The sequence below is a fragment of the Paraburkholderia aromaticivorans genome, from assembly GCF_012689525.1.
Classification (GTDB): Bacteria; Pseudomonadota; Gammaproteobacteria; order Burkholderiales; family Burkholderiaceae; genus Paraburkholderia; species Paraburkholderia aromaticivorans_A.
Window position 1 is genome coordinate 3,559,342 of the sequence record NZ_CP051516.1, and the last position, 16,772, is coordinate 3,576,113.

The 16,772-nt window shown below is 63.9% G+C and carries 16 protein-coding genes; 7 read left to right on the plus strand and 9 right to left on the minus strand.

Features of this window, described 5'->3' with window-relative positions; genetic code table 11:
- The first annotated feature begins 101 nt into the window (after window positions 1-101).
- The 6 genes from HF916_RS44195 (at window position 102) to guaD (ending at window position 8,693) form a co-directional block, all read left to right on the plus strand.
- The gene (locus HF916_RS44195; RefSeq protein ID WP_168794917.1) at window positions 102-611 is read left to right on the plus strand and encodes a disulfide bond formation protein B; all 510 of its coding nucleotides are present in this window, start codon (window positions 102-104) and stop codon (window positions 609-611) included.
- A 410-nt stretch (window positions 612-1,021) separates the two neighbouring features.
- Complete coding sequence (xdhA, locus tag HF916_RS44200; protein WP_206001984.1) at window positions 1,022-2,569, plus strand: xanthine dehydrogenase small subunit; 1,548 nt, start codon at window positions 1,022-1,024, stop codon at window positions 2,567-2,569.
- Window positions 2,569-4,977, plus strand: coding sequence for a xanthine dehydrogenase molybdopterin binding subunit (gene xdhB / locus HF916_RS44205; RefSeq protein ID WP_168794919.1), 2,409 nt, complete (start codon window positions 2,569-2,571; stop codon window positions 4,975-4,977). The genes xdhA and xdhB overlap by 1 nt, the downstream gene beginning before the upstream one ends.
- A gap of 96 nt (window positions 4,978-5,073) precedes the next feature.
- On the plus strand, window positions 5,074-6,090 hold the full coding sequence (xdhC, locus tag HF916_RS44210; protein ID WP_168794920.1) for a xanthine dehydrogenase accessory protein XdhC: 1,017 nt from the start codon (window positions 5,074-5,076) through the stop codon (window positions 6,088-6,090).
- Window positions 6,091-6,170: 80 nt separating this feature from the next.
- Entirely contained in the window at window positions 6,171-7,223 is a 1,053-nt protein-coding gene (locus HF916_RS44215) for an adenosine deaminase (RefSeq protein WP_168794921.1), read from the plus strand.
- Between the two features lie 105 nt (window positions 7,224-7,328).
- Window positions 7,329-8,693: a guanine deaminase gene (guaD, locus tag HF916_RS44220; RefSeq protein ID WP_168794922.1), complete on the plus strand. Its 1,365-nt coding sequence runs from the start codon at window positions 7,329-7,331 to the stop codon at window positions 8,691-8,693.
- A gap of 189 nt (window positions 8,694-8,882) precedes the next feature.
- On the opposite strand, the gene HF916_RS44225 is transcribed toward guaD, so the two are convergent.
- The 3 genes from HF916_RS44225 to HF916_RS44235 all read right to left on the minus strand — a co-directional run bounded on the left by HF916_RS44225 (window position 8,883) and on the right by HF916_RS44235 (window position 11,147).
- Window positions 8,883-9,356, minus strand: a complete 474-nt coding sequence (locus HF916_RS44225; protein ID WP_168794923.1) for a DUF3828 domain-containing protein — start codon at window positions 9,354-9,356, stop codon at window positions 8,883-8,885.
- 9 nt (window positions 9,357-9,365) lie between these two features.
- On the minus strand, window positions 9,366-9,734 hold the full coding sequence (locus HF916_RS44230; protein WP_168794924.1) for a CHAP domain-containing protein: 369 nt from the start codon (window positions 9,732-9,734) through the stop codon (window positions 9,366-9,368).
- 165 nt (window positions 9,735-9,899) lie between these two features.
- Window positions 9,900-11,147 carry an NAD(P)/FAD-dependent oxidoreductase gene (locus HF916_RS44235; RefSeq protein ID WP_168794925.1) on the minus strand — a complete coding sequence of 416 codons (1,248 nt, stop codon included), beginning with the start codon at window positions 11,145-11,147 and terminating at the stop codon, window positions 9,900-9,902.
- Between the two features lie 135 nt (window positions 11,148-11,282).
- On the opposite strand from HF916_RS44235, the gene HF916_RS44240 reads away from it, so the two are divergent.
- Window positions 11,283-12,011 (plus strand): class I SAM-dependent methyltransferase, encoded by a 729-nt coding sequence (locus HF916_RS44240; protein ID WP_168794926.1) that lies wholly within the window; start codon window positions 11,283-11,285, stop codon window positions 12,009-12,011.
- A gap of 118 nt (window positions 12,012-12,129) precedes the next feature.
- Here HF916_RS44240 and HF916_RS44245 read toward each other — a convergent pair whose 3' ends face one another.
- From HF916_RS44245 to HF916_RS44270, 6 genes are read right to left on the minus strand one after another with little or no spacing between them, the layout of a single operon-like run.
- Window positions 12,130-12,573, minus strand: coding sequence for an excinuclease ABC subunit A (locus tag HF916_RS44245; protein WP_168794927.1), 444 nt, complete (start codon window positions 12,571-12,573; stop codon window positions 12,130-12,132).
- Window positions 12,574-12,633: 60 nt separating this feature from the next.
- Window positions 12,634-13,056 (minus strand): signal peptidase, encoded by a 423-nt coding sequence (locus tag HF916_RS44250; protein WP_168794928.1) that lies wholly within the window; start codon window positions 13,054-13,056, stop codon window positions 12,634-12,636.
- Between the two features lie 36 nt (window positions 13,057-13,092).
- Window positions 13,093-14,334, minus strand: a complete 1,242-nt coding sequence (locus HF916_RS44255; protein ID WP_168794929.1) for a beta-ketoacyl-[acyl-carrier-protein] synthase family protein — start codon at window positions 14,332-14,334, stop codon at window positions 13,093-13,095.
- Window positions 14,331-15,557 (minus strand): beta-ketoacyl-ACP synthase, encoded by a 1,227-nt coding sequence (locus tag HF916_RS44260; RefSeq protein WP_168794930.1) that lies wholly within the window; start codon window positions 15,555-15,557, stop codon window positions 14,331-14,333. Before HF916_RS44260 ends, HF916_RS44255 begins: the two co-directional genes overlap by 4 nt.
- Window positions 15,557-16,282 (minus strand): 3-ketoacyl-ACP reductase FabG2, encoded by a 726-nt coding sequence (locus HF916_RS44265; protein WP_106283304.1) that lies wholly within the window; start codon window positions 16,280-16,282, stop codon window positions 15,557-15,559. Before HF916_RS44265 ends, HF916_RS44260 begins: the two co-directional genes overlap by 1 nt.
- Window positions 16,279-16,764, minus strand: a complete 486-nt coding sequence (locus HF916_RS44270) for a hotdog family protein (RefSeq protein WP_168794931.1) — start codon at window positions 16,762-16,764, stop codon at window positions 16,279-16,281. The genes HF916_RS44265 and HF916_RS44270 overlap by 4 nt, the downstream gene beginning before the upstream one ends.
- Between the last annotated feature and the right edge of the window lie 8 nt (window positions 16,765-16,772).

Sequence of the window (16,772 nt, forward strand, 5' to 3'; positions counted from 1 at the left end):
ATCCGGAAATACGTCGTAAAAGCAGGATAAGCGGCGGGGCGGGGGTTCGCGCTAGAATCGCGGGCACCCGCCCTTTCCGTTTCGAGACAGCCACACGATCCATGAATAACGACACTGCAATGCTGCGCCGCGAGCGCTCCCTGCTGGTTCTGCTTGGCCTGATCTGCGTTGCCCTCGTGGCTGGCGCGCTGTATCTGCAGTATTTTCTGCACGAAGACCCGTGCCCGTTGTGCATCATCCAGCGGTATTTCTTCCTGCTGATCGCGATCTTCGCCTTCCTCGGCGCGCGTTTTGACAACTGGCGCGGTGTGCGTCTGCTGGAAGTGCTGGCGGCCTTGTCGGCGCTGGCCGGCATCGTGACGGCCGCGCGCCACGTGTATGTTCAGGCGAATCCGGGCTTTAGCTGCGGCTTCGACGCGCTGCAGCCGTTGGTCGACAGTTTGCCGCCCGCGCATTGGCTGCCGGGCGTGTTCAAGGTCGCCGGCCTGTGCGAAACGGCCTATCCGCCAATCCTGGGTCTGACGCTGCCGCAATGGTCGCTGGTCGCATTCGTGATCGCTTTCATCCCGTTGGCGCTGACCTTGGTTCGCAATCGTCGCCGGATTGCCTGATTAGCGCATTTTCGCCGGGCTTTACCGCAACGAATGACGCCGGATTTTGTGCTGCCCAATAAGGCGGCGCGAAAAGCCGGCGTTTTTTTGTCCACGATTTCTGCCACCTCGGCGTTTTTCGTCCATGATTCACGCCGTTTCCCGCTCCGCCGGCGCCTTCGTTTCCCCCGCAGCGCCCCGCCCCGCCTGGCGTTTCGCCTTCCGCACCGGTTCACGCAACTTCCCGCCTTAACGCGAATCGTACTTATCTCATGACCGCTTCCGAATAAGCTTCATGCGACATGGGAAATCTTTTTGGGACAAGGTAATGCTATCTTCGGAACTGGATGGCGATCTACGTGCGCGAGGCCGGCTTTGGCGCGACCCCATGCGTAACGCGCGCCCGGTCCGCAGTGTCTTCTGGATTCGCCATGACAACGCAAACCATCCGCTTTTATCACCAAGGGTCCGTCCGTGAGGTCGCGGGCGTCCCGGCGACTCGCACCGTGCTCCAGCACCTGCGCGAGGACTTGCATTGCACCGGCACCAAGGAAGGCTGCGCGGAAGGCGACTGCGGCGCCTGCACGGTCGTCATCGGCGAACTGGACGCGCACGGCGGCCTCGCGCTGAAAGCGGTCAATGCCTGCATCCAGTTCCTGCCGACGCTCGACGGCCGCGCCCTCTTCACCGTCGAAGACCTGCGCGCCGCCGACGGCGCCCTGCACCCCGTGCAACAGGCCATGGTCGACTGCCACGGTTCGCAATGCGGTTTCTGCACGCCCGGCTTCGTCATGTCGATGTGGGCGCTGTACGAAAACCAGCCGGCCGCCGCCGGCCTGCCCACCCGCGATGAAATCAACGCCGCGCTCTCCGGCAACCTGTGCCGCTGCACCGGCTACCGGCCGATCGTCGACGCGTCGCAGAAGATGTTCGACTATCCGCAATACCCGCGTGTGGCGCTCGACCGCCAGGCCGTCGCGGACCAACTGCGCGAACTGCAACGGCGCGACACCTTCGAATACCGTGCGCCCGACACGCGCGGCGCCGCGTTCGGCTCACCCACCTTTCATGCGCCGGTCTCGCTCGATGCATTCGCCAAACTCCGCGCCGAACATCCGCACGCGCGACTGCTCGCCGGCAGCACCGACGTTGGCCTGTGGGTCACCAAGCAATTCCGCGATCTCGGCGACATTCTGTACATCGGCAACGTCGTCGAATTGAAGACGATTGAGCGCGATGCGCAGACGCTGACGATCGGCGCCGCCGTCACGCTCGAAGACGGGTACGCCGCACTCGCCGTCGATTACCCCGAACTCGCCGAACTGTGGACGCGTTTCGCGTCGCTGCCGATCCGCAATGCCGGCACGCTCGGCGGCAACGTCGCGAACGGCTCGCCGATCGGCGATTCGATGCCGGCGCTGCTCACGCTCGGCGCCGAAGTCGTGCTGCGCCACGGTCCGAAAACGCGCACCTTGCCGCTCGACGCGTTCTATCTCGGCTACCAGAAAACCGCGCTCGCCGCCGGCGAATTCGTCGCGGCGCTGCGCGTGCCACGGCCGGCCGGCAATCTGCGCTTTCGCACCTACAAGGTATCGAAGCGCTACGATCAGGACATCTCCGCGGTGTGCGCGGCGTTCGCGCTGCACCTCGGTGAAAACGGGGTCATCGAACAAGCCCGCATCGCGTTCGGCGGCATGGCGGCCACGCCGAAGCGGGCCGCGCAAACCGAAGCCGTCCTGAATGGCGCAACATGGGACGAAAGCACCGCGCGGCAAGCCATGAATGCGCTCGTCGCCGATTACCAGCCGCTCACTGACATGCGCGCGTCGAGCGCGTATCGACTGAAGGTGGCGCGCAATCTGCTGTGGCGCTTTCACCTCGAAACGCGCGATGACGCGCCGCTCGCCCTCTTCGACGTGAATGCGTTCGCGTTCGAAGCCGGTGCGCCCGACGCCGCCGTTGCGAAGGAGCCGTCGTGATGAACCGCACCGATGCTTTCATCGAACACACTGCCAGACACACCGCCGCTCACGAGAGCGACGCGGCGATCGGCGTGTCGCTGCCGCATGAATCCGCCGCGCTGCATGTGAGCGGCGAAGCCACTTACACGGACGACGTACCCGAGCTGCAAGGCACGCTGCACGCGGCACTCGGTCTGTCGCGCCATGCGCACGCACGGATCGTGTCGATGGATCTCGACGCGGTCAGGAAAGCGCCGGGCGTGATCGCCGTGCTGACCGCCGAAGACATCCCCGGCGAGAACAATTGCGGCCCGGTGTTGCACGACGATCCGATTCTCGCCGTCGATGAAGTGCTGTACCTCGGTCAGCCGGTGTTCGCCGTGATCGCCGAAAGCCATGAACTCGCACGCCGCGCCGCCGCGCTGGCAAAAAGCGACGACGTGGTCCGCTACGAACCGCTCGAAGCGATCCTCACGCCCGCCGATGCCAAAGCCGCGAAGCAGTTTGTCTTGCCGCCGCTGCATCTGAAACGCGGCGAGCCGGATGCGAAGATCGCCGCCGCGCCGAACCGGATCAGCGGCACGTTCGAAGTCGGCGGGCAGGAACAGTTCTATCTGGAAGGCCAGATCGCGTACGCAGTGCCGAAGGAAATGGACGGCATGCTCGTCTACAGTTCGACGCAGCACCCGAGCGAAATGCAGCAACTGGTCGCGCATATGCTCGACTGGCCGGCGCATAACGTGGTGTGCGAATGCCGGCGCATGGGCGGCGGCTTCGGCGGCAAGGAATCGCAATCGGCGCTGTTCGCCTGCGTGGCGTCGCTGGCGGCGAAACGGCTGCGCCGTCCGGTCAAACTCCGCGCCGACCGCGACGACGATTTCATGATCACCGGCAAACGCCACGACGCGGTCTACGCGTACGAAGCGGGCTTCGACGACAGCGGCCGTATTCTCGGCGCGCGCGTCGAAATCGCGTTGCGCGCGGGCTACTCCGCCGATCTTTCCGGTGCCGTCGCCACGCGCGCGGTCTGCCACTTCGACAACGCGTACTACCTGTCCGATGTCGATATCGTCGCGCTGTGCTGCAAGACCAATACGCAATCGAACACTGCGTTCCGCGGCTTCGGCGGTCCGCAAGGCGCGCTCGTGATGGAAGTGATGATGGACAGCATCGCGCGTCAGTTGCACTGCGATCCGCTCGACGTGCGCCTCGCCAACTACTACGGCATCGGCGAGCGCGACACAACGCCGTATGGACAGCGCGTCGAGGACAACATCATCGCGCCGTTGACCGATGAACTGCTCGGCACCAGCGACTATCGCGCGCGTCGCAAGGCGATCGCGGTTTTCAATGCAAACAGTCCGGTGCTCAAGCGCGGCCTCGCGTTTTCGCCGGTGAAGTTCGGCATCTCGTTCAACGTGCCGTTTCTGAATCAAGCCGGCGCGCTCGTGCATGTGTACAAAGACGGCTCAGTGCTAGTCAATCACGGCGGCACGGAAATGGGCCAAGGGCTCAACACCAAAGTCGCGCAAGTGGTCGCCAACGAGTTCGGCCTGCCGCTCTCGCGCGTGCGGGTCACGGCAACCGATACGTCCAAGGTCGCGAACACGTCGGCGACCGCGGCTTCCACCGGCAGCGACCTGAACGGCAAAGCCGCCGAAGCCGCGGCGAAGACGATTCGCGCGCGGCTCGCGAAACTCGCGGCCAAACAACTCGGCGGTGCCGCAGACGACGTGCAATTCGCCAACGCCGAAGTGTCGGTGAACGGCGGAGCGATGCCGTTCGAGCAACTGGTCGGCGCCGCCTATCTGGCGCGCGTGCAGTTGTGGTCGGACGGTTTCTACACCACGCCGAAAGTGCATTGGGACGCGAAAACGCTGACCGGTCACCCGTTTTATTACTTCGCGTACGGCGCGGCGGTCTCGGAAGTCGTGATCGATACGCTGACCGGCGAATGGAAACTGGTGCGCGCGGACGTGCTGCACGACGCCGGCCAGTCGATCAACCCGGCCATCGACATCGGCCAGGTGGAAGGCGGCTTTATTCAGGGCATGGGCTGGCTCACCACCGAGGAACTCTGGTGGAACCGCGATGGCCGTCTGATGACGCACGCACCGTCCACCTACAAGATTCCCGCGGTGAGCGACACGCCCGCCGCGTTCTACGTGCAGCTCTATCAGAACCGCAACGCCGAGCCGACCGTGTTCCGCTCGAAGGCCGTCGGTGAGCCACCGCTGCTGTTGCCGTTCTCGGTGTTCCTCGCGATTCGCGACGCGATCGCGGCCGCGGTGCCGGATGCGCAAGAGGCACCTCAGTTGCGCGCGCCGGCCACGCCCGAAGCGATTCTCGACGCACTGGACGCCTTGCAGCCGCCGCCCGCGCCGCAACCGGCAACGGAGCCCGCGACGACCGTCACGACAGTTTGAACCAACCACCCTACGGCCTGACGCGACACGAACGCGCCAGGCCACACTCAACCGGCCGCACGGACACCCCGCGCGGCCACGTATGGAGAACGCCGGATGCAAGCCTGGCTACCTGACCTGCAACAACTGCTCGCGCACGGCGACGCCGCCGTGCTGGTGACGGTCGCGCGCGTCGAAGGTTCGGCGCCCCGCGAAGCCGGCACCAAGATGATCGTCACGCGCGACTCGGCGAAACACACCATCGGCGGCGGACACCTCGAATGGAAAGCCATCGAGACTGCGCGCCAGGTGCTGCGCGACGGCATGCGCTCGCCGCACATGCGCCGTCTGGAGCGCTTCGCGCTCGGCCCGAGCCTCGGCCAATGCTGCGGCGGCGCGGTGATTCTCGCCTTCGAGCGGCTCGATGTGGGCGACCTCGGCTGGATCACGACGCTGGCGAAACGCGTGGCCGCGGGCCAGTCGACGGTGCGTAGCGTATCATTCGGCCCCGCACCGGATGCGGTGATGCTGTCCGACCCCGAGCCGGGCGTCGACGCCGCGGACTGCCTGCTGTGGGACGGCGCCGGTTTCGACGACAGCGGCGCGCTGCTCACCGAAACCGTCGCGCCAGGCGACTTCTCGGTCGTGCTGTTCGGCGCCGGCCACGTAGGCGCCGCGCTGGTTCGCGTGCTGGCCACGCTGCCTTGCGCGGTCCGCTGGGTCGATGAACGCGACGCGCAATTTCCGCCTGTTGAAACGCTGCATGCGCCGAACGTGAAGATCGATCCGAACGACGCCCCCGACGAAGCCATCGACCAGGCCGCGCCGAACACGTACTTCATCGTGATGACGCACAACCATGCGCTCGATCTCGAGTTGGCCGAGCGCATTCTGCGGCGTGGCGACTTCGCGTTCTTCGGCATGATCGGCTCGCACAGCAAGCGCAAGCAGTTCGAACACCGGCTGGCCGCGCGCGGTCTCGACCCGTCGCTGATCGCGCGGATGAAGTGCCCGCTCGGCGTGGACGGCATTGTCGACAAGTCGCCGGAGATCATCGCGATCTCGGCGGCGGCGCAGGTGCTTCAGGCCGTCGAAGCGAACGCGGGCATGCCTCACGCCACGCAGACGGTTTGAAGCACGGCATGTCGACACAACGCTTACGCATCCGGCGCGAGATGATTCCAAAAGCGACTCCAACAAACTCCTGACCGACCATGACTACAACGACCGCTACCCCCACGCCGCTGGCCGAGAAAACCGCGCTGGCACCGAAGGCCGAGTTGCATATTCATATTGAAGGCTCGCTCGAACCCGAACTGATTTTCGCGCTCGCCGAGCGCAACGGCGTGAAGCTCGCCTACGACTCGATCGAAGCCTTGCGCGCCGCGTATGCGTTCACCGACCTGCAATCGTTTCTCGACATCTACTATGCGGGCGCGAGCGTGCTGCTGCACGAGCAGGACTTCTACGACATGACGATGGCGTACGTCGAGCGCTGCCTCGCCGACAACGTGATTCACAGCGAAATCTTCTTCGACCCGCAGACGCACACCGAACGCGGCGTGCCGATCGCGACCGTCGTGGCCGGCATCGACCGCGCGCTCGCCGACGCGGAACAGCGCGGCATGACAAGCAAGCTGATTCTGTGCTTTCTGCGTCACCTGTCGGAAGAAGACGCGCTCGCCACTTTCGAAGAAGCGCGGCCTTTGTTCGAGAAGTACAAGCATCGCCTGATCGGCGTCGGTCTGGATTCGTCGGAACGCGGCCATCCGCCTTCGAAGTTCGAGCGCGTCTTCGCCAAGGCGCGAGCGCTCGGCCTGAAACTCGTCGCGCATGCGGGCGAAGAAGGCCCGCCTTCGTATATCTATGAAGCGCTCGATCTGCTGAAAGTGGATCGCGTCGATCACGGCGTGCGCAGCATCGAAGATCCGGCACTCGTCGCGCGTCTCGCCGATTCGCGCGTCGCGTTGACCGTGTGTCCGCTGTCGAACCTGAAACTGTGCGTGTTCGACGACCTGACCAAGCACACCTTGAAGGACCTGCTCGATCGCGGCGTGGCCGTGACGGTCAATTCCGACGATCCCGCGTATTTCGGCGGCTACGTGAATGCCAACTATTTCGCCACCATCGACGCGTTGAAGCTCAACGATGCCGAGGTCTACACGATCATCCGCAACAGCTTCGAAGCGTCGTTCGTCACGCCCGAACAACGCAGCGAACTGATCGCGAAGCTCGACGCGCACTGGCACCCAAGCGGCCCGCACTGACGGGCCGGACTATCGCAGCCGGCGGCGGCACGGGTTCGTTCGAGAGCCAATGATTGAACCGTCGTCCGGACTGTGCAGCTTCCCACAATCGGAGACGGTTTTTCCATGACTCAATCTGCCAACCCGGCCAAAGCAGCCCAATCGGCATTCCGCGCGCAACTGCTGACCTTCAACGGCGACCCCGCGCAATCGCCCAACGCGGCGGTCTTCAACGAGGACGGTTTGTTGATCGTCGAAGACGGCCATGTCGTCGCGGCCGGCGCGTATGCCGCGCTCGCGTCGCAACTCGCGCCCGGTACGCAAGTGCAGGAAATGCGCGACAAGCTGATCGTGCCGGGTTTCATCGATACGCACATTCACTATCCGCAGACGGACATGATCGCCTCGCCGGCGCCGGGTTTGTTGCCGTGGCTCGAAACGTACACGTTCCCGACCGAGCGCCGCTTCGCCGATCCGGCTTATGCGCGCGACACCGCGAGCTTTTTCGTCGACGAACTGCTGGCGTGCGGCACGACCACCGCGCTCGTGTATTGCACGGTCCATAAGGAATCCGCCGACGCGCTTTTCACCGAGAGCGAAGCGCGCAATCTGCGCATGGTAGCCGGCAAGGTGCTGATGGACCGCAACTGCCCCGAGTTTCTGCGCGACACCGCGCAATCGGGCTACGACGACAGCGCCGAGTTGATCGGCCGCTGGCACAATCGCGGCCGCCAGATGTATGCGCTGACGCCGCGTTTCGCGCCGACCTCGACCGAAGCGCAACTCGAAGCGTGCGGCGTGCTGGCGGGCAAGCATCCGGACATCTTTATCCAGAGCCACGTCGCGGAAAATCACGACGAGGTGAAATGGGTCGCCGATCTGTTCCCGGGCCACCGCAGCTATCTGGACATTTACGATCACTACGGTCTGCTGCGCCGCCGCGCGGTGTACGGCCATTGCATCCACCTCGACGAGGAAGACCGCAAACGCATGGCGCAAACCGGCACGGTCGCGTCGCATTGCCCGACCTCGAACCTGTTCCTCGGCAGCGGCCTGTTCGACTTCGACAAGGCCGATGAAGCCGGCATGCCGATCGCACTGGCGACGGACGTCGGCGGCGGGACCTCGTTCTCGATGTTGCAGACCATGAATGAGGCGCACAAGGTCGCGCGTCTGGGCGGCCATCATCTGACGGCCACGCGCATGTTCTATCTGGCCACCGCCGGCGCGGCCGAAGCGCTCGATCTGGCGGACAAGGTCGGCACGCTGAAGCCGAAGTCGGAAGCGGACTTCGTCGTACTCGATCCGCGCGCGACGCCGCTACTCGCGCGCCGGACCGCGCGTACTGAAACGTTGGAAGAGTTGCTGTTCGCGTTCGCGCTGCTCGGCGACGATCGCGCGATCTATGAGACATACGCGGCCGGCAAGCGCGTTCATCGTCGTGATGATGTGCGGCAGCCTGTGTCGGGCGCGGCGAGGATCGCGGCTTGAACTGAGTGATTCACGCGGCTGAATGAAGAAACGGCGCTTCGGTTACGAAGCGCCGTTTTCACTCGTAAATGCCCAGATACCGCAGTCTGCTGACAGACCCACTTATCGGGCGATTGGGAAGCGCTTCGCAAGCCAAAGCAAAGCTGCGCAGTTAGCCGTAGCCCATGCGTTCATCACTCGAAACAACGGCTATTCGTAACCGCTGAGGTCGTCGACCTTGATGACTTTCCACTGACCGTCCGGCTGTCTCCGCATAAACGCCAAGACCGTCTGAAGAGTGGCCTTGGTGTCGCGTCCAAGAACGACCGGAACAACAGCGGTGTCGCCGAATATCAGTGCTTGGCGCGCTTCAATGTGTGCGGCCCAGTCCTTCTCATCGTAATCCTGAACTTTCGTAAAGGGGTCGCTGTCTCCGGCGAACTTGTTTGCCTTGTATTCCGCGCGCAGAAAATCGACCGTTGGTTTTGCAACGTATCGATAGATTTCTTTATCCAGCAAGGGAAACCCTCGATTTTCCGAATCGCGCTTGATGTACCACGCGTAAAAAGCTGTCGCACTTGCCTCGGGCGTGGCCGGTTCTCCGTGCGCCATAGCCAGCGGGTGAAAAAGCACACCAAGAACCATGCTTAGGACGACGGCTAACACTGCCAGATATTTTTTCATGATTTCTGTTCAGTTGTGGCGGTAGATTTTGTACGTCGGTTGTACAGTCCGGTATTGCTGACTCGGGTAGAACCCGTGATATTGCTTGGAGTCCGATACCCAGATTTGCCCATCGAACATTGCCATATGCCCAGCGGGGTGGTTTGCAATTGGTTGAATCACAACAACGTCCCCCTTTTGAAGGTAAGCGGAATTGATTTCATAAAACCCGGCGCTGATCAACGATTGTCCATAGCCTTTTGCGTCCCGTGTTCGGTCAATCACGATTCCGCCTCGCTCAATCGCCAGCCGCACGAACTTTGCGCAGTTCCCCGTGCTCATCGGTGCGGCATGGGAGCTAACATAGTTGGCAGCGCCGAATCGATCATATGCAGGCATTCGCATGTCTCCTTCTTCTGATTGAAGTCCAATGCTAAGGACCGGCGCTCATCTTGAAATTATTCGCTGACAGTTGTTTTCACTTCACGCTAAAAAAAACGGCGCTTCGATAACGAAGCGCCGTTTTCACTCGTGCGTACCGTACAGCCCACGCCGCACAGCCCATCAACGCTGCTGCATGCACACCTCATGCAACGCATTCAACCGACGCACCGGATCGGCGACATACGGGTTCGTCTCATCCCACGCATAACCCGCCAGCACCGCGCTGATCATGCGGCGAATCGACGGCGTCTGCTCCGGATAGAAAATGATGTCCTGCAACGCGCCCGAATACCAACGCTCGACGAAAGCGCGGAACGTATCGATCCCCTTGCGCAACGGCACGTCGTAAGCTGCCGACCAATCGACCTGCTCGCCGTCCAGTTGCCGGTTCAAGGTCTGCACCGCGAGATGCGCCGAGCGCAGCGCGATCGTCACGCCGGACGAAAACACCGGATCGAGAAACTCGCCCGCATTGCCGAGCAGCGCGTAACCCGGCCCGTGCAGGCGCTCCACGTTCGCCGCATAGCCACCGATGTGGCGCACCGGCATCAGGAACGGCGCGTTGCCGATCAAGCGGTTGAACGTCGGCTCCTGCTGGATCAGCGCGCGCAGCTTCGCGTCGCGTTCGGCTTCAGGCACGTCGAGAAAACTCGCCTCGGCGACACATCCCACCGACGAACGGCCGCCCGCCAGCGGAATCATCCAGAACCACACGTCGCGATGTTCCGGATGCGTCGCCACGCAGATCTTGTTGCGGTCCGTCATGCCCGCCGGAATGCCGTCCTGCACGTGCGTGAAGATCGCGGCGCGCGTCGGCATGCGCGTCGGCGCTTCGAGGTTCAGCAAGCGCGGCAAGACGCGGCCGAAGCCGCTAGCGTCGAACACAAAACGCGCTTCGATCTGATACGCGTGATCCGCTTCGTCGACCACATCGACCAAAGGCATGACGCCGGTATGAACCGCACGCACCGTATGGCCGAAGCGAACATCGGCGCCCTGCTCCACCGCACAGCGAATCAGAATGTCGTCGAATACCGCGCGTTCGACCTGGTAGGTGGTGCCCCAACCCGGCGAATGCTTGTCGCGGAAGTCAAACGCCGACGACTGATCGCGGTAGATGAAATGCGCACCGTTCTTGTACTGGAAGCCCGCTTCGACCACCGCCTGTAGCATGCCGGCCTCTTCGAGGTAAGCCATGCTCTGCGGCAACAGGCTTTCGCCGATGGAAAAGCGCGGAAAGTGCTGGCGCTCCAGCACCAGCACGGAGCGCCCGGCTTTGCGCAGCAATGCGGCCGCAACCGCGCCTGCCGGTCCGGCACCGATGATCACGACATCGACGGTCGTGCGCTTTGACGAATGTGTACTCAAATTTGCCTCAATCGTTTGGCTTGCCCGCAGCAACGTTTCGCTGCATCCTTACGTCTCGTTACAATCACGCTTCAACGCCCCGAAGGATGTCGTCAGGGCGGGCACAGCAACAACGCCATTTCGCCGGGAGCCAGCGTGTCGTCATCCGAAACATCCAGTGTGCCTTTCGTGCCGGAAACGGCTTTCGGGATCTGGTTCCTGCGTACCCATACCTGGGAACATCATGTGCTGCGGGTCGCGATCAACGACCTCAAGCGCCTCATCGACGCGCCCTTGCCCGAGGCGCCGGTGATCGTCGACGTCGGCTGCGGCCAAGGCATCTCCTTCCGCCTGCTTGCCGAGGCGTTCAAGCCGCGCCGTCTCGTCGGCATCGACTACCACGAGCCGTCGTTGGCGCTCGCCGCTGAGGCTGCGAACGCCTGCCGCGACAAGCTCGCCGATATCGAACTGCTGCACGTGGACTGCGCGAAACTGCCGCTGCCCGACGCGAGCGCCGATATCGTGTTCTGCCACCAAACTTTCCACCACCTCGTCGAGCAGGATCGCGCGCTCGCCGAGTTCCACCGCGTACTCAAACCGGGCGGCGTGTTGCTGTTCGCCGAATCCACCGACGCGTACATCAAATCGTGGGTGATCCGGCTGCTGTTCCGTCATCCGATGCACGTGCAAAAGAGCGCCGACGGCTACCTCGACATGATCCGCCGCGGCGGCTTCCGCTTCAGCGAGCGCAACGTGTCGCTGCCCTACCTCTGGTGGAGCCGCGCGAAAGACTTCGGTCTTCTCGAACGGCTCGGTCTGACCCATCCGCAACCCGGCAAGCGCCGTGAGACGCTGGTCAATGTCGCGGCGGTCAAAGCCGGTTGATAGGCAGCAAGGCCCGAGCCTGATGCGGTAATACAGCGCGAGGCGGCGACGAACGCCGCCTTCCTGCTTGCCTCGCGCGCATACGTACTTCTCCGCGCTGACTGGCGCGGACCCACTCTTACTTACGCAGCGTCACCACTTCACCCGTCAACGCGACGCCAGCAACCACCGCGCCCGCGCCACACGTGTACTCGGTGGCGCTCTCACGCAATTCGTTCTTGTAGTTGCTCTTGATGTTGATCACCGCGTTGCCGCCTTCCTTGCGCGCGCGTTCCTGCAACTCGATCACCGCCGAGAGGAAAACGTGCTGGCAGGCTTGCAGATCGCTCTTGCCGAACGCGTTGGTCTTCTTGTTGGTGGCGAATTCGCCCATCGTCTTCACGACAGCCGGATGGCGCTGCCCCGCGAAATACAGCGGGATGTCTTCGCTCACTTTGCCGGGTTCGCTTTGCAAGGCCTGATCGACCGGAAAGTAGCTGACCGTATCGCGGGCAAAAGCCGGCGCAGCGCTCAGCGTGGCAAACGAAGCAATCAATGCGGCAAACAGCAGATGGCGTTTCATTGAGACTCCTGGGTGGTTGTTGTTGCTCTGTGAGTTCTATGTCAATCAGCCTGGTTCGGCTCAGTTCGATTCCAGCACGACGAGCTGACCGCTGACGGCAATCGCGGCGGCGCTCGGACTGACGCCGCAGGTGAATTCAGTCGACGAGTTGCTCTCGGTGCTATGAAAACGCGTCGATACATCGATCACGGCATTGGCGTGGCGTTCGCCGGCCGCCGCGCGGAGCTTCTGCACGGCTTCGGCGAGCGCTTCGTGACACGCGTCGTCGGGACCGGCGACCTTGCGCGCGATTCGCACGGAGTACGACACGTCGCCCAACCGGCTCTTGACCGCCGGGTGGTCCTGCTGGCCGAAATACACCGGCACGTTGCCGCGCGATTCGCCGCCGGCCGCGGCGAGCGGCAGCGACTTCACCTGCGTGGCGCAACCCGCCAGCATCAGCGCCATGACCGCCAGCGCGCCCAGTACACCTGCTCTTTTCATTTTTATCGCCCTCGTTTTTTTAAAGTCGCGGCCGTTTCAGTCGCCCTGCCATGCTTCGAACACCAAACTCGCGCAACTGCCACCGAACCCGTATGACACCGACATCGCCGTGCCGATGCGCGCGTCGCGCGTCTTGCGCACGAGCGGCATGCCGTCGAGCGCCGGCTCCGGCGTGTCGATAGCCGCCGTGCCCGCGATGAAGCCGTCGCGCATCATCAGCAGTGTGTAGATCGCCTCGTGCGCGCCGCACGCGCCGAGCGGATGCCCGGTCATGCCCTTGGTCGACGAAAACGCCGGCACATGATGGTCGAATGCCGCGCCGAACACCTCGCTCAACGCGTACAGTTCTTCGAGGTCGCCGAGCGGCGTCGACGGCGCGTGCGTGTTGACGTAGTCGGGCCGCTTGCCTGCTTCGTTCAGCGCGCCGCGCATGGCGCGCGCGATCCCCGCAGCGCGCGGCGTGACCATGCCGGCGCTGTCCGTGCAGTCGCCGAATCCGGTAAGCTCCGCGTAGATCCGTGCGCCGCGCGCGAGCGCATGATCGAGCGCTTCGAGCACCAGCACACCGCCGCCCGACGCGATCACGAAACCGTCGCGCTCCGTGTCGTAGGGACGCGAGGCCCGCTGCGGCGTGTCGTTGAAGCGGCGCGACAACGCGCCCATCGCGTCGAACATCAGCGTCATGTTGTCGTGCAGCGACTCGCTGCCGCCGGCCAGCACGATCTGCTGGCGGCCGGTCTGAATCAGCTGCATCGCCTGGCCGATCGCGAGCGCCGAAGTCGTGCATGCCGACGACGGCGAGTAGCTGACGCCTTCGAGCCCGAACACCTGCGCGACGTTGGCCGACGCGGTGCTGCTCATCGCATGCGGCACGACGTAGGGCGGCACTTTCTCGACGCCGCGCGCGTTGGCGACCGCCATGGCCGCGTCGTAGCTCAGCATGTTGCCGACGCCCGAACCGATCACCGTCCCCGCGCGAGGCGAGCGCAAGTGCGCCACGTCGAGCCCAGCGTCGCTGATCGCCTTGCGCGTGGCATGACACGCGAACCGAGCAGTGTCGCCCATGAAGCGTTCGAGCTTGCGTTCGAACGGCGGCTCGTGCGCGACCGAGGCAACGCCCGCGATTTGCGATGCGAAGCCACGTTCGCGCCACGCGTCGATCCGTTCGATCCGCGAGCGGCCCGCGCGCAAGGCAGCGCAAACTTCATCGAGCGTATTGCCGAGACACGACACGATCCCCATGCCGGTCACGACCACGCGTTGCAGCGCCACGCTCATCGAACGCGCCTGAAAATCAGCGACGTGTTGATGCCGCCGAACGCGAAGTTGTTGCTCATCACATAGTCGGCGTCGATTTCGCGACCCGTGCCGACGATGTAATCGAGCGGCGCGCAGGCCGCGTCGACATTCTCCAGATTCAAAGTCGGCGCATACCAGTTGCGCTTCATCATCTCGATGGTCCACCACGCTTCGAGTGCGCCGCACGCGCCGAGCGTGTGGCCGACATAACTTTTGAGCGAGCTGATCGGCATGCGCGCGCCGAAGGTCTGCGCAGTCGCATGACTTTCGGCGATGTCGCCGCGATCGGTCGAGGTACCGTGCGCGTTCACATACTCGATTGCTTCGGGCGGCAGTTGAGCGTCCTTGAGCGCGAGTTTCATGGCGATCGCCATGGTTTCCGCGGTCGGCTGGGTCATATGCGCGCCGTCCGAGTTGCAGCCGAAGCCGACAATCTCCGCATGTATCCGCGCACCGCGCGCCACCGCATGTTCATATTCTTCGAGCACGAGCGTGGCCGCGCCTTCGCCGACCACGAGGCCGTCGCGCGCGGCGTCGAACGGACGCGGCGTCAGATGCGGCTCGTGGTTGCGCGTGCTGGTGGCGTACAGCGTGTCGAACACGGCGACGGCCGGCCCTGACAATTCCTCCGCGCCGCCGGCCAGCATCAGCGTCTGCTTGCCGCTCTGGATCGCTTCATACGCATAGCCGATCGCCTGGCTGCCCGACGCGCACGCGCACGAGGTCGGAATGATCCGCCCTTTCAGATCCCAGAACAGGCTGACGTTGACCGCGGTGGTATGCGGCATCATCTGCACGTAGCTGTTCGATGTGACGTCCCTCATCGAGCCGGTTTCGAGCATCGTGCCGAACGCGCGGATCGGCTGCACCGAGCCCGACGACGAACCATAAGCGACGCCCATGCGACCGTCCTTGATGGTGGCGTCGTCGGCGAGGCCCGCGTCGGCGAGCGCCAGTTCGCTGGCGCGCACCGAGTACATCGACACCGGACCCATCGAACGGGTCTTCTTGCGTGGATAGTGCGCGGGCAACGTGAATCCCGGCAGCGGACACGCGAGCCGCGTATGCAGCGATTCGAAGTAATCCCACTCGGGCATGCGGCGCACGGCGTTCACGCCGCTCTTCAAACGCGTTTCAATCACGTCCCAGCTATCGCCCAACGCCGTGACGCCGCCCATGCCGGTAATGACGACGCGCTTCATCAGATCATCCCGCCGTTGACGCCGATCACCTGACGCGTGACATACGAGGCCGCATCCGACATCAGGAAGCTGACCACGGACGCCACCTCGGCAGGCTGGCCGACCCGGTTCATCGGCACCGTCTTCAGCGCCTGTTCGAGCGGCATTTCGTCGAGCATGCCGGTCTCGATCAGACCTGGCGCCACGCAATTGACGGTGATGTTGCGCGACGCCAGTTCGACGGCGAGCGCCTTGCTCGCGCCGATGAGCCCGGCTTTCGCCGCGCTGTAATTGACCTGGCCGCGATTGCCCATCACACCGGACACCGAAGCGATCGTGACGATGCGGCCACCCTTGCGGGCGCGCACCATCGGCATGGTCAACGGATGGACGACGTTATAGAACGAGTCGAGACCGGTTTCGATCACGATGTCCCAATCTTCTTCGGTGAGCGCGGGGAACGCGGCGTCGCGGGTCACGCCCGCGCTGCACACGATGCCGTAGTACGGGCCGTTCGCCGCAACGTCCGCTTCGAGCACTTCGCGGCATACGGCGCGCTCGCGCACGTCGAATTGCAGCACGCGCGCCGTGCCGCCCTGCGCGGCGATGCCCGTCGCCACCGCATCGGCTTCGCTACGTCCCGTGCGGCAATGCACGGACACCGCGAAGCCGTCGGCGGCCAACTTGTACGCAATCGCGCGGCCGATGCCGCGGCTTGCGCCGGTAACGAGAACACGCCGGCTCATGAACTGAAACTCCCTTCGATGAATGACTGAAAATCGCGCGGTTGAAAAACCTTGATGACGGCTTCGGCGCAAACCGCGTCGCCGTGCCGGATGGTGCATTCGTAGGCGCCGTGGCCCTCTTCGCTGCGCAGCAGTTCCACGACGTGGACCGACAACGGCGCGCCGCCGGTGAACGACGGCTGCAATGCCTTGTAGCTGCGCGAACCGAGCAGCACGCCGGGCCGCGCGCGGCCGCCGCCGCGCATGGCCAGCAACGCGACGTGCGCGGCAATCGCCTGCGCCATCAGTTCGATGCCGATCCACGCGGGCATCGCGCCGTCCGCGTCGGCATACCAGGCGTCGGCGCGCACCGTGGCGCGCGCGGTCAGCGCTTCTTCGCTGAACGCGTCCACGGCGTCGATCAGCAGCATGGTGCCGCGATGCGGGATGATCGTTTCGACCGGCTGCTGGACCAGTTCGTCAACGGTGGGCGTCGGGTTCATCGCGTGGC